General features: G+C 53.4%; 12 protein-coding genes and 1 riboswitch. Of the genes, 6 read left to right on the top strand and 6 right to left on the bottom strand.

What is annotated here, in order from left to right; translation table 11 throughout:
- The first annotated feature begins 22 nt into the window (after positions 1 to 22).
- Positions 23 to 988 carry a helix-turn-helix transcriptional regulator gene (locus BMW84_RS04515; RefSeq protein ID WP_091064934.1) on the top strand — a complete coding sequence of 322 codons (966 nt, stop codon included), beginning with the start codon at positions 23 to 25 and terminating at the stop codon, positions 986 to 988.
- On the opposite strand, the gene BMW84_RS04510 is transcribed toward BMW84_RS04515, so the two are convergent.
- Positions 978 to 2,786 carry a methyl-accepting chemotaxis protein gene (locus BMW84_RS04510; RefSeq protein ID WP_091064931.1) on the bottom strand — a complete coding sequence of 603 codons (1,809 nt, stop codon included), beginning with the start codon at positions 2,784 to 2,786 and terminating at the stop codon, positions 978 to 980. The two genes, BMW84_RS04515 and BMW84_RS04510, sit on opposite strands and share 11 nt — an antisense overlap.
- A 128-nt stretch (positions 2,787 to 2,914) precedes the next feature.
- Between BMW84_RS04510 and BMW84_RS04505 the strand changes: the two genes are divergently transcribed.
- Positions 2,915 to 3,883 carry a bile acid:sodium symporter family protein gene (locus BMW84_RS04505; protein WP_091064929.1) on the top strand — a complete coding sequence of 323 codons (969 nt, stop codon included), beginning with the start codon at positions 2,915 to 2,917 and terminating at the stop codon, positions 3,881 to 3,883.
- A gap of 102 nt (positions 3,884 to 3,985) precedes the next feature.
- Here BMW84_RS04505 and BMW84_RS04500 read toward each other — a convergent pair whose 3' ends face one another.
- Positions 3,986 to 4,456, bottom strand: a complete 471-nt coding sequence (locus BMW84_RS04500) for a MerR family transcriptional regulator (protein ID WP_091064927.1) — start codon at positions 4,454 to 4,456, stop codon at positions 3,986 to 3,988.
- A 172-nt stretch (positions 4,457 to 4,628) separates the two neighbouring features.
- Here BMW84_RS04500 and BMW84_RS04495 point away from each other — a divergent pair, with 172 nt between their 5' ends.
- Entirely contained in the window at positions 4,629 to 5,486 is an 858-nt protein-coding gene (locus BMW84_RS04495) for an SDR family NAD(P)-dependent oxidoreductase (protein WP_091064925.1), read from the top strand.
- A 117-nt stretch (positions 5,487 to 5,603) separates the two neighbouring features.
- Here BMW84_RS04495 and BMW84_RS04490 read toward each other — a convergent pair whose 3' ends face one another.
- Positions 5,604 to 6,998: an amino acid permease gene (locus BMW84_RS04490; RefSeq protein WP_302848094.1), complete on the bottom strand. Its 1,395-nt coding sequence runs from the start codon at positions 6,996 to 6,998 to the stop codon at positions 5,604 to 5,606.
- Between the two features lie 241 nt (positions 6,999 to 7,239).
- Positions 7,240 to 7,459: riboswitch (Lysine riboswitch) on the bottom strand.
- A gap of 85 nt (positions 7,460 to 7,544) precedes the next feature.
- Positions 7,545 to 8,384 (bottom strand): MerR family transcriptional regulator, encoded by an 840-nt coding sequence (locus BMW84_RS04485; protein ID WP_091064921.1) that lies wholly within the window; start codon positions 8,382 to 8,384, stop codon positions 7,545 to 7,547.
- Positions 8,385 to 8,489: 105 nt separating this feature from the next.
- Here BMW84_RS04485 and BMW84_RS04480 point away from each other — a divergent pair, with 105 nt between their 5' ends.
- On the top strand, positions 8,490 to 9,164 hold the full coding sequence (locus tag BMW84_RS04480; protein ID WP_091064920.1) for a DUF554 domain-containing protein: 675 nt from the start codon (positions 8,490 to 8,492) through the stop codon (positions 9,162 to 9,164).
- A 75-nt stretch (positions 9,165 to 9,239) separates the two neighbouring features.
- Here BMW84_RS04480 and BMW84_RS04475 read toward each other — a convergent pair whose 3' ends face one another.
- Both BMW84_RS04475 and BMW84_RS04470 read right to left on the bottom strand, forming a co-directional pair.
- The gene (locus BMW84_RS04475) at positions 9,240 to 9,593 is read right to left on the bottom strand and encodes a hypothetical protein (RefSeq protein WP_091064917.1); all 354 of its coding nucleotides are present in this window, start codon (positions 9,591 to 9,593) and stop codon (positions 9,240 to 9,242) included.
- Positions 9,594 to 9,724: 131 nt separating this feature from the next.
- On the bottom strand, positions 9,725 to 10,048 hold the full coding sequence (locus tag BMW84_RS04470; protein ID WP_139209585.1) for a hypothetical protein: 324 nt from the start codon (positions 10,046 to 10,048) through the stop codon (positions 9,725 to 9,727).
- Between the two features lie 175 nt (positions 10,049 to 10,223).
- Between BMW84_RS04470 and BMW84_RS04465 the strand changes: the two genes are divergently transcribed.
- Together BMW84_RS04465 and BMW84_RS04460 are read left to right on the top strand one after the other, a co-directional pair.
- Positions 10,224 to 10,853, top strand: a complete 630-nt coding sequence (locus BMW84_RS04465) for a TetR/AcrR family transcriptional regulator (protein WP_175498672.1) — start codon at positions 10,224 to 10,226, stop codon at positions 10,851 to 10,853.
- A complete protein-coding gene (locus BMW84_RS04460) occupies positions 10,850 to 12,142 on the top strand; it encodes an MFS transporter (RefSeq protein WP_091064911.1) in 1,293 nt (430 codons plus the stop codon). Before BMW84_RS04465 ends, BMW84_RS04460 begins: the two co-directional genes overlap by 4 nt.
- Positions 12,143 to 12,151: the final 9 nt, after the last annotated feature.

Below are 12,151 nucleotides of genomic sequence, written 5' to 3'. Positions count from 1 at the left end.
ATGAACCTGTTTAGGAGCCGGAATGAAAAAAGTTGAACGCATTAACGTCATCATGCGGTACATTAACAATCGTGCCCATTTTACCATTACGGAAATCATGCGCGAATTTAATATTTCCCGTTCGACAGCGATTCGGGATATCCGGGAAATCGAAACCATGGGAATGCCGCTGGTGGCCGAGGTCGGCCGGGACGGCGGTTATTCCGTCATGCGCAACTCGGTGCTTCCCGAAGTCCGTTTCACCGGCGATGAGCTCAAAGCGCTGTTTATCGCCTTTATGGCGACGCGAAACCAGCAGCTGCCCTATCTGAAGAGCCGGCAGTCTCTGGCGGAGAAATTGCTCGGCTTGCTCTCGGAGACCCAGCAGGAAGATTTGTTTCTGCTTAATCAGCTACTGTTCTTCGAAGGCACCAATCCGAACAACCCGGACCTGCTCGACTTGTCCGACCTCCCCCATCCCATGCTGGAGAAGCTCATCCGGCTTCTGCTGTCCGGCCGTTACCTGCAGGTAACCGCCAATGAAGGCGGGGAGCTGAGAGCCTATCCGATCTATCTGCTGCATCTGTATCGCGAGAAAAGCCTGTGGCTGATCGAAGGCTTCGACCTTGAAGCGGAACAGCAGCGGATTCTACCTGTGGACCGGGTGACAAGCGTCGAGGCGCTTCAGCCCAAAAAGCAATGGAGCCCAAAATGGATCGAAGAACGGCGGAGCAGGCAGACCGAGGAGATGAATCTGGTGCTTGAGCTCGGTTTAGGAGCGATTGGACAGTTTAAGAAATATCATCCCTTGAAGGCTTCCCTATCCTATACCAATCCTTATCAGACCACGGCCATATTAAGGAGTGCGATCAACGTCGACCAGCCTGAGGAGCTGGAGGAATTCACGAATTGGCTGCTGTTTTTGGGCGAAGAGATCGTTATCCGGGTGATGCCGGACGAAATCCGGAGAAAACTGCTGGGTAAATTAAAGCTGTATTCTAGAGTTTAAAGGAATCCACAGATTTTCTCATTTCCGTGACGACCTGTTCCAAATTTAGCGACGAATGCGACACTTCGGAAAGAACTTCCTTCTGCTTCTTCGTCTCCGCCTGAACCGTTTGAGCCCGAGCGGATATAGATGCAGCGGCACTGGTTAATTCGCCCATGGTTGCAGCTACTTCTTCCGAGGACGCGGACAGCTGCTCGGTCACCGCAGAGGTTTCATGCAGCTGATTTTTAACCAGGTCAATCGAGGCTAGAATTTGCCGGAACACATCATAGACTTCGTCCGCCGAGTCGTGGCCGAGCCGGGTCTCTTCAACGCTCCGGTGCATCAAGTCTCCCGCATGCGAAATATCATCAACGGTTTCAAGCAGAATGCGGCTAACCTCCTGGGCGGCTTGCTTGGATTGATCGGATAAACGCCGCATTTCGGAAGCGACAACCAGAAACCCCTGTCCCTGCTCTCCCGCACGTGCAGCTTCAATCGAGGCGTTAAGCGACAGCAGGTTCGTATCCTCGGCAAAACCGGAAATGTTAGCGACGATCTGCTTCATGTTCTCCGATCTGCGGTTTAATGCGGAGATAACGGATTCCAGCGTGGCAATCGCATCTGAAATCTCATCCATCTGGTCGATCAGCGACGACACGGATTGTAATCCATGCGTTGCGGAATCGTGCATCGTTGAGGAATCGTCGGCGATCTGGCTGGTCGTCCCGGCAATCCGATTGATGCCGAGCGCCATTTCTTCAACCGCACGGCTGGTATCTGTAACGCCTGTTGATTGGTCCTTTATACTGGTAGACATGCCGTTCATGTTGCTGACCACCTGATCCGCTTTTTCCGTGGCAGACTGCGCCCCGGCAACGACCGCCTGCATCGCTTTTTCGGTTGTTGAAGCATTCGATGCGATGTCGGCGATGATTCGCCGCAAATCACTGACTGTGGTGTCCACCGATTGGGATAACCGGCCCAGATCATCCAGCGGGTATACACTGTCCGGTGCTACGGTCAAATCGCCTTCGGTGACGCTCGATAGCTTGCGGTTCACCTTCTTCAAGATACTGACGATATGTATCGTTGTCATCGAAGCCAATATTAATGTCGCTGCAACCACTAGAGCCAGCATCACAAAGCCAAAACGCTCTTTGCGGCGGGCTTCTTTCTCCGCAGCGTCGATGTTCTCTTTGGAGTAGCTTTCAAGCGATGAGGTAATTTGGGAGAATGCCGTACCGATGGCTGCGAGCTGCCCGTCGAGCGTCTCTTCGGAAGGCAGCGCATCCGATAGTTTGGTGATGTCGGCTGACCAGGTTTCAAGCAGCGCATTCAGCTCTGCAAACAATTTCTCCAACGTTTGGGAGGAATTCCTGTCATGGATTCGCTCCAAAACGCCAAGGTTGTCGAGCTCTTTTTTGGCCGAGCCCACTTCTGCGACCACGGCCTTTGCAGATTTGCTCAGAGATTCGGAGTGGGTCGTCACCCCGTTATATACATCATTCTTATGCTCCAACATGATCTGCTGCACGCTTTTATCCGCATCCCGGAGATCAGAGGTCGAACGGATCGTAACGTTGTAGAGTACCGTAGCTAGCTGGTTGATATCGCTTTTTCCCGTTTCTACCATGTACACCATCGCCACCGTGAATGAAATCAGGCTAATGGATACCATCAGGTATAATTTAAGCCGGACCGACAAATTACGCCAAAATGAATAGACCCGTAAAATCCAGCCAATGGCAGGAAAACGGCCCCTCTCCCTCCGATCTAGCTGTGCCTTACCGTTATCCGTTTTTTCCAGATTTCTCATTTGCTACCTTCCTCCTGTATGACTTTTCATGGCTCGTCTGGGCAATACGTCTAGTTTAGTCCGGCTCAATGATAAAGTGCTGACAGAGGTGTATAATGAGAAGAACTTACGAAAAAGGATGTCATGTTATGCTTTTGGCTGCAAACCGCGTGCTGAACCGGATGATGCCGCTGATCACGCCGGTTAGCGTGCTGACGGGCGTGCTTCTGGGAAGCACCTTATCCTCCTATACATTCCTCTCTCCTTGGTTGTTTGCGTTTATGACATTTGCCGGAAGCATCAGCCTCGGCGTCAAGGATTTCGTGAATGTGCTGAAAAAACCGCTGCCGCTCTTTGCCTGCCTGCTGATTCTGCATATCGCTATGCCGCTGGTGGCGCTGGGAATCGGAAACGCGCTGTATCCGGCTGATCATTATACGATAACCGGACTCGTGCTGGCCGCGGTCATCCCTACGGGAATCAGCAGCTTTATCTGGGTCAGCATTTATAAAGGCAATACCGCGCTTACGCTGTCGATCATCCTGATCGATACGCTGCTTGCGCCTTTTGCCGTCCCGGGTGTGTTGTCCGTATTGATCGGCACGAACGTGGAGCTGGACACCTGGGCCATGATGCGCAGCCTGTTCTGGATGATTGTCGTTCCCTCTTTGCTCGGCATGCTCCTGAACGAATGGAGCAAGGGTGCGGTCGCTCCGCGTTGGAGTCCGCGGCTGAACCCTTTTTCCAAACTGTTCATGGCCGTGGTCATTATGATCAACGGTTCCGTCATCTCGCCGTATCTGGCAAAGATCACCTGGCATCTTGTTGGCTTAGCCTGCGTTATCGTGCTTATGGCCTCCATCGGTTATGCCCTTTGTTTCCTAACGGCAAAGCTGATGCGCTGGAACGAGGCCGACGAAGTGGCGCTGATCTTCAACGGCGGCATGCGCAATATCAGCGCCGGCGCGGTGCTGGCCGTCTCTTATTTCGCCCCGCCTGTGGCGGTGCCGGTCGTGCTCGGCATGGTATTCCAGCAGCTGCTGGCCTCCTTTGTCGGCTTGCTGCTCGGGAGCCGATCCCGGATCAAGCCCGAGGTCAGCAATTCCTCAGCCGCTTGACTCCTCAGCCGGGCTTGAACCTATCCAGGCAGCGCAAAAAAACCAGCGGCAGCTTCGGCTGTCGCTGGTTTTTTTGTGCCTTTTTGCCGAATCGGCATTGGTCTATTTCAGTGAAACGATTGGTTTGCCGGCCTTGGCGGCGCCCGAGAAATAATTCATTTCCTCCGGGGATGCCGTCTTAGGCCCAGGCTCATCCGCGCAGTCCCGGCGGTATTTCCCTTCCTCCAACTTTACGTCGATAAAATCGACCACTTGCTGCAGTTGGGCAATTTGGCCGATGATCTTCTCCCGGTGGCTTCTTAAATGCTCCACCAGTTCGGGATGATCCGCAGGGTCGGCATCTACCGTAACCGCAAGAAACGGCCGCATCTCCTCCAGCGGCATTCCGGTTTTCTTAAGGCATGCGATCAGGCGCAGCGTTTGAATGTCGTCCTGCCGGTAGACGCGATGCCCGTTCTCCTTCCGGTCGGCGCGGGGCAGCAATGCGATTTTCTCATAATAACGGATCGTATCCTCCGCAATTCCCGTATGCTCGGCGGTTTGTTTAATCGTATAGCTCGGTTCGTCACTCATCCGGTTCCCTCCGCGAGTTCGTTTGTGTGCATTATACAACTTGGTGCGGACTCCAAGTCAAGCGTCGGGGCATTTTAAATTCTCAGTAAATCATGTCTTGACTTGGAGCCGACTCCAAGTTCTAGAATGTGCGTTAACCGCAACAACATCCGATTGTAGGAGGAGACGCATAATGAAGCTCAAAGAAGAACAAAACATCGCTTTGATTACCGGCGCCAATGCCGGGATCGGGCTGGAATTAACCCGCAGACTGCTCGCAGACCATTGGCAGGTGGCGGCGCTCAATCGTTCCGACTTTCCCGCCGAAGACCCGGACCTGCAGAAAGCGCTGGATGACGGGAGGCTGCGCGTATACAAAACCGGCGATTTATCCGATTATGAACGTTTGAGAACGACGCTGGAGGCGGTTAAACGCAATGAGCGGCGGATTGACATTTTGTTTAATAACGCCGGTGGGTCCTTTCCCGAGCTTCGTTATTCCCGGCAAGGGCGCGAGCTTCATTACGAGCTGATGACCGTGGTGCCGTATATCGTTCTGATGGAGCTCAAGGAGCTTCTGCTTGCCGGGCGCTATAAAACCGTGATCAATACCTCGTCCTCTGCACTCAAATATACCAAAGAGCTTAGCGTTGAGGGCTTGGAACGGCCGGCATCCTTCCGTAAACTCCTGGGTCCTTACGCCAGCTCCAAGCTGGCCTTGTCGCTATGGTCCGAAGCGGCTGCGCCTCAGCTGGGCAAGGACGGCATCAAGATTCGCAGCGTCGATCCCGGCGGCAACAATACGCTCCGCAAAGGAAAAAATTCCGGCCTGCCCTTCTTCGTTAAGCCTCTGATGAAGCTGTTTTTCTCCCCGCCGACATTGGGTGCAGGACGGCTATATGACGGAGCGCTCGGTGAACATGCCAAAACGACCGGCGTATTTCTGATAAAAGGGCAAATAACGGAACTGAAGTTCAAAGACCAGGCGCATCGCATCCTTGAACGTGTGCAGAGGATCTATGAGGATGAATATTTAGTCTCTACCTCTTGAGAGAGAAAGAAGGATCGAATAGAATCATCCGGTAAAGCGAATGCCATAACTGCAGCAAACTCAAAAAGCAGCGTCTCCCTTTAAGGGAGACGCTGCTTTTGGGTTGTTTGGATGACGTTACGCTTCGTGCGTGCTCAGATCGCACTCTTCGAGCGGGACCAGCTTGCTCTTGCGGAAGAATCCGTAGCCCAGCCAGACGAGCAGGAACAGCGGCAGGCTGACATACGATACGAGTACCCCGTACCAGTCGATGGATGCACCGGTGAATGCGCCGAGATTCTGGCCTAAGACGGCAACTACGCACAGAACAAGCGCGAAGATCGGACCAAACGGGAACCATCGGGCCCGGTACGGCAGTTCGCTGAGCGCGTGTCCCTGCTTCAGGAAAGCGCGGCGGAAGCGGTAATGGCACACCGCGATGCCCAGCCAGTTGATGAAGCCGCACATCCCGGAGGCGTTGAGCAGCCAGTTGTAGACGGCGCCGTCGCCGAAGAAGGAAGCCAGGAAAGCAAGCATGCCAACGGCGGTGGTCACGAGCAGCGCACCGACCGGGACGCCGCGGCGACTCAGCTTGCCAAGGGAGCGCGGAGCCATGCCGTCCTTGGCCATCGCGTACAAGACGCGGGTTGCGGCATACATGCCCGAGTTGCCGGCGGACAATACGGAGCTGAGGATGACGGCATTCATCACCGATGCGGCAAAGGCCAAACCGGCTTTATCGAAGATAATCGTGAACGGGCTGACCCCGATTTCGTCAATGCCGCCCCGCAGCAGATCCGGATTCGTGTATGGAATCAAAAGACCGATGACCAGGATCGCAAAGATGTAGAAGATCAGGATGCGCCAGAAGACTTGTCGAATGGCCCGCGGGACGTTGCGGCGCGGGTTTTCGCTCTCGCCGGCGGCTACGCCGACAAGCTCCGTGCCTTGGAACGAGAAACCGGCAGCCATGAATACGCCGACGAAGGCGAAAAAGCCGCCGTGGAACGAACTTCCGCCAAGCTGAAAGTTGCTGAGACCAACGGCGTCGCCGCCGAGGATGCCGAAGATCATCAGCACGCCCACAGCCAGGAAGATGATTACCGTGGCGATTTTAATGATTGCGAACCAGTATTCCGACTCCCCGTAGCCGCGTGAAGACAGGGCGTTCAGTCCAAACATCAGCAGCAGGAACAGCAGGCTCCACAGCGTGGAATTGCTGTCCGGGAACCAGTATTTAATGATAACGGTCGCGGCCGCCAGCTCGGCGGCAATCGTTACCGCCCAGTTGTACCAGAAGTTCCAGCCGATGGCGAACCCGAAGGCTGGACTGATAAACCGCGTGCCGTAGGTGCTGAAAGAACCGGAATCCGGCATGTAGGTTGCCATTTCCCCAAGGCTGGTCATCAGGAAATACACCATGATTCCAACCGCCAGGTACGCAAGCAGCGCCCCGCCGGGACCCGAAGAGGCGATCGCTCCGCCGCTGGCCAGGAACAGGCCGGTACCGATCGATCCGCCGAGGGCGATCATGGTGAGATGCCGTGCTTTGAACGTTTTGCGCAGGGCCGGTGGATTGCTTATTCCGCCGGACGATCCCGCTGCGCCGTTTTCTTGCTGAGCTTGCATAGCTGTTGACACTCCTTCGTGTAGGTCGTCATAAATTTGTTCAAAAGCGGGAGTGCCTGCTCGCCGGACGGCTGCCGGTGAACGCAAAAAAACCGCAGACGAATGCAGCGGTTTCCTTAAAATACGGCTGCCGCATCATACTCCCTGTCAAGATAGCGCAACACGAGCGGCAGGCCTGACCATTGTCGGCGGCAGACTTTAGGCATCGTGACAGTTCCGTTCCTTTCGGATACGGCCCCAGTCCATGCGGCTTGATAGGAGCAGCGGCACGGGCTTCGGCGAAGCTGCCTTTCCGCGCGGATCATCGACGGCTCTTTAACGTCTCTCCACGCATACTCTTCAACTTCGCGACCTCTACCTCATCCTTGGTATGATGAGGCTATCTTATACAATTATGAACATAGACAGCAATTAGTATAATGCATAATCTCCTGGGGAAGCAATAACAAATTACGGAAGGTTAGTGTTAGGTCCCTTCTGGATAACTGGAATTTGCAATTCGGTCACGAATTCCCCCGTATCGCTGGTCATTCCGGCATCAATGATGGTGATTTCCACCGAATTGCCGCCAATCAGGTAACCCGAGGCCTGAAGATAATCCAGCAGGGAATCATAATTCGGAGCAGCTTCTTCGTGGGTGCCCTGAAACAGCACCGAGATATAAGTCCCTTCCGGCAAGATCGTACCGGCCTCTTCTACCCCGTCTTCCGCTTCGACGACCACGAACACCGCGGAGTAACGGTTGTACTGTCTGCGCTCCAGATCCTCCTGACTGATCGAAATGCCGACCTTGCCGAGAAACAGGGCATCATCCAGCGCATGCGCCTTGCTTAAATCGCGGATCAGCGGCTCCAGATCATCTGACGGCGAGAAGCGTTGCTCCAGAACGACGACTCTGCGCTGCGGAATATGCTTAACCGCGATTTGACCGTAAGGAGCGGACAGTGCGCTTTCGATCTGTTCGATGCGGTTGGCGATCTTTTTTTCGATCAGCGCCAGCTGCTTCTGCTTGTCACGGACATGCTCGCGCTGCTCCTCGAAGATCGACAATATCGTCGCGACCTCTTTTTCCTCAAGGAAGCCCGCAATTTGCTCCAGGGGCACATCAAGCGCCCGCAAATATTTAATGGTATTGAGCCTCTCAAACTGATTGGTGGAGTAATAACGGTAATTCGTCTCCGGGTTTACGTGTTCCGGCCTTAAGATGCCCAACTCGTCATAGTACCGGAGCGTACGGATATTCAGGTGAAACAGCTTCGCCATCTCGCCGATGGAGAACAAAAACGACATTTTTCAACCCCCACGCAATTAAGTATTCCGAAATTATATCACATCCGCTATTGACTCTCTATCTACTGGAGGGTTTATCGTAATTAAAAATAAGGAGGGGTTATTTTGATCGGAACCATCGTAAATACGGCAGCCATCGTTATCGGGAGTTCTATCGGCGCCGGAATCCATAAAGCACTCGGTGAAAAATACCAAAACGCCATGTTCAATGCAATGGGACTCGCGGCTTTCGGACTTGGCATCCATGCCATTGTGCAAAATATGTCGCTGAGCGTGTATCCCGTTCTGTTTATCGTCAGCTTAGGGGCAGGCAGCCTGCTCGGAACGCTCATCAATATTGAAGGGAAGTTTCAGCGGCTTGCCGGACGGTTCGCTAAAGGAGGCGCCGGTCAGGGGTTATCCACGGCCATCCTGCTCTTTTGTATCGGGACATTGTCGATTCTGGGACCGATCGAGAGCGCGCTGAATGGCAACAATACTTACCTGTATACCAATGCGGCTCTGGACTTCGTCTCATCCATCGTGCTGGCGTCAACATATGGTTTCAGTATATCCCTTGCGGCGGTAGTGCTGTTTCTCTGGCAGGGCGGCATTTATCTTTTTGCAGGCTCCATTTCCACCTTGTTAACGGATGATCTGCTTCATGAGCTTTCGCTGGTCGGCGGTTTTCTGCTGCTGAGTTCGGGATTGTCCATTCTAAAAATAAAGGATAACTCCACGCTTAACATGCTTCCGTCCCTGCTGATTCCGGTGCTCTGGTTCATCATCAGACAATTTTAAGCAACGCCAATAAACCTCCGACACGGCATGTCGAAGGTTTATTTATCTTTTATAAGAGTCGTTCGCTATTCCGCTTTAGATTCGGTAAGGTTGTTGCATGTATGGCGAATTCGTATTGGATTGCTGTTGGCCGTTATACATAAAGTTGTTATTGTTGTTACTCGAGAACGCTACGCTGTGCTCCAGCTGTCTGCAGACTTGCTGAACCTGCTGCAATTGCTGCATCGCCACTTGATGGCCTTGAAGGGCGGTTTGGATCACTTGCGAAGCTCTTTGCTCGCGTTGCGCCAGCTCCTGCAATTGGGCCGCGTTTTGCTGCTCTTGCTGAAGCAGCTGCTGATAGTTTTGCGACGCCTGCTGGGTTTGGCTCATCAGTTGTTGGATCATTTGTTCGCATTGCTTAATTTGGTTCGTCAATTCGATGCTCATGGTTGTCCTCCTCATAGGTGTTGGAAATCCAAAGCGTAGGATACGCATTTGCAGCGCTGAATATGCAGCCCATGGTCTCCCGATTAAAGTTAAAAGCCCGCCGAGATGGCGGGCTTTTTGCTGAGTACTGATTACGTATAAAGCAGCGTAATGACCAGAAGTTCATATAAGACGAGCGTAAGAATCATCTCATCCTGACCCCAATAGGGGCTGCCGAAGCCGCGCGGTGCGCCGTGCCATTGCTGTCTTACCGCGATCTGCAGCAATCCATTGTCACAGCCAACAAGGCGCCCGACGATGATTTGGCCGTCCAGCGTTTGGATTTTTACGTTCTGATTTGTATAGTGGCGACAAATGTGCTGCATCTTGTGCCGGATCGACCGGATGACGTCTGCCGACGAGCCGTCGGCTTGATAAATGACTTGTTCATGATGAGTTGCCGGTGTCATACTCACTGCATTATCCCCTCCGCATTCTTATTCCTCTTCAGCGTATGCGGAACTGGGCATTTGGTGTCTGCGGCTCATCCGGGCGGTCTATGACAATTTGTCATTGCAAAATGAACCAGGTGTCATTATAATAAAATGACACAGAGTTCATTTTATATAAACAAGAAAGGAGCTGGGATCGTTGTCTCCCCGATTAACGGAAGAGCGTAAAGAAGAACGCGGCCAGCAAATCCTGGATGCCGCCAAGCGCGTGTTTGCCCGGAAAGGCTACGGAGCGGCAACGCTAAAGGATATCATCGAGGAAACAGGCATGAGCCGGGGTTGGATTTACTTGTATTACCAGACGAAAGAAGAAATCTTTGAGGCCGTACTGGATCAGATGGATATGGATTACGAACAGTCGCTTGAGCATTTGAAAGCGGAAACATCAACAATCTGGCAGATGATCGAAACGCTGTTTGCCCGTCAGCAGCAGGAGCTGGAGCAGGCGGAGGGTGGACTGATGTCGGCGTTCTATGAGTATTTTCTCGTCGGCTGGCGTTATCCGGATCGCCGTGAAGTGCTGACGCGCCGGTATGAACGCGGAATCGAACGTTTTGCGCAAATTCTTCAAACCGGCGTAAGCCGTGGTGAATTCGTACCGGCGATGCCGGTGCAGGACATTTCAAGGCTGGTTGCATCCTTCCAGGAAGGGATTGTTGCCCATACCCATGCGGTTGGCGCTACAAAAGCGAATACGGCCTTGCAGCTGAAGTCCCTGCTCCGCTATCTGGGGAGCTTGCTTCAAAGGCCGGAGGAGGAAGCGCTATGAAGCTGCTGTTTCGCAATCCGACGTTTTGCAAACTCTTTATCGCTACATTTGCCTCCCAACTGGGGTCGGTTGTTGGGAACATGGCGTTCGCCTATTATTTGGTCGACCGTTTCAGTACCCGCCCGTCGCTGGCGACGACGGCGGAGCTGATGTACTCCCTCCCCACGCTCGCGGTCTTCTGGATCGTCGGCGTTGTCGCGGACCGGTTTGACCGCAAGCGTATCGCTGTATCCAGTGACTGGATTCGCGCGGGCTTAACTTTGCTGCTGCTCTTATTCATTCACTTTGATGCGATTATCGCCTGTTTTGCGATTCTGTTCCTTCGCAGCGCGATCTCCAAATTTTTCGGTCCGGCCGAAATGGGACTGCTGCAGGGCAGCATCGCGCAGGATCATTACGTTCAGGCTTCGGGCCTGAATCAGATGATGATGAGCATGTTTATGTTGTTCGGGATGAGCCTTGGCGCGGCGGTATACCATTTTGCCGGCATTGAAGGCGCAGTCCTCATCGATGCAGCCAGCTTTCTGATTTCGGGCCTGCTTTTGGCCTGGGGGAATTTTACGGAGGCTGCCCGGCTGCCCAATGGCCGTCATCGCCTGAAGGCGCTCCGGTTACCGCTGCTGTTGAAAGATTTTGGGCATGGACTTTCGTATATCGCGCAGAATCGGTTGCTGCTGGCGCTGATCGGGGGATTTTTCTTTTTCGGAATCGTCAACGGGGTATTCGCCGTCCTGCCGATCTTCGCTATGAGATATAAATTAAGTCCCGATAATTATATGGTCCACTCTTCGCTTATTACCGTGTTTCTGGGTATCGGCTTCCTGCTGGGAAGCGTGATCGGTCCTCCGCTGATTGCCAGATTTAGCCGTACGACGGTACTGATTGCCGGATTATTCGTTACCGGTCTCCTGATCGGCGGTCTCGGAGTAGCAAGCCGAATTGAAATCTACTATGTACTCGTGTTGATTGCCGGTACAGTGATTGCTCCGAACAACATCATTCTGGGCAGCTGGATGCCGGAGCTGGTTCCGCCGCAGAATATGGGCCGGGTCAATGCCATGATCGAACCGGTGATGATGCTCGGCCACTCCCTGGCGCTGGGCGTTGTTGCTCTCGCTTTTCCCGCCTGGATTTCGGTGTCCGGCCTTCATTATCTGCTGGCGCTTTGCACGGCAACGGTTGCGTTCCTCTATTTGGTGACTTTGCGTCCCTTGGTCCGCAAGCTTGCCATTCAGTCTGCCGCCGAACCAAGCGACATACCGCTGCCACAGCATGAACATGGGCTGTAAATAAACAAG

The organism is Paenibacillus sp. NFR01, from assembly GCF_900111565.1.
Classification (GTDB): domain Bacteria; phylum Bacillota; class Bacilli; order Paenibacillales; family Paenibacillaceae; genus Paenibacillus_AQ.
Note: the sequence above shows the minus strand (reverse complement) of the source record. Positions and strands in the feature narration are given on the sequence as shown.

Excerpts from the sequence above, each read along its gene's own strand:
- BMW84_RS04505 (WP_091064929.1), top strand. The coding sequence starts at position 2,915 with ATGCTTTTGGCTGCAAACCGCGTGCTGAACCGGATGATGCCGCTGATC.
- BMW84_RS04475 (WP_091064917.1), bottom strand. The coding sequence starts at position 9,593 with ATGAGCATCGAATTGACGAACCAAATTAAGCAATGCGAACAAATGATC.
- BMW84_RS04495 (WP_091064925.1), top strand. The coding sequence starts at position 4,629 with ATGAAGCTCAAAGAAGAACAAAACATCGCTTTGATTACCGGCGCCAAT.
- BMW84_RS04515 (WP_091064934.1), top strand. The coding sequence starts at position 23 with ATGAAAAAAGTTGAACGCATTAACGTCATCATGCGGTACATTAACAAT.
- BMW84_RS04485 (WP_091064921.1), bottom strand. The coding sequence starts at position 8,384 with ATGTCGTTTTTGTTCTCCATCGGCGAGATGGCGAAGCTGTTTCACCTG.
- BMW84_RS04510 (WP_091064931.1), bottom strand. The coding sequence starts at position 2,786 with ATGAGAAATCTGGAAAAAACGGATAACGGTAAGGCACAGCTAGATCGG.
- BMW84_RS04460 (WP_091064911.1), top strand. The coding sequence starts at position 10,850 with ATGAAGCTGCTGTTTCGCAATCCGACGTTTTGCAAACTCTTTATCGCT.
- BMW84_RS04500 (WP_091064927.1), bottom strand. The coding sequence starts at position 4,456 with ATGAGTGACGAACCGAGCTATACGATTAAACAAACCGCCGAGCATACG.
- BMW84_RS04490 (WP_302848094.1), bottom strand. The coding sequence starts at position 6,998 with ATGATCGCCCTCGGCGGATCGATCGGTACCGGCCTGTTCCTGGCCAGC.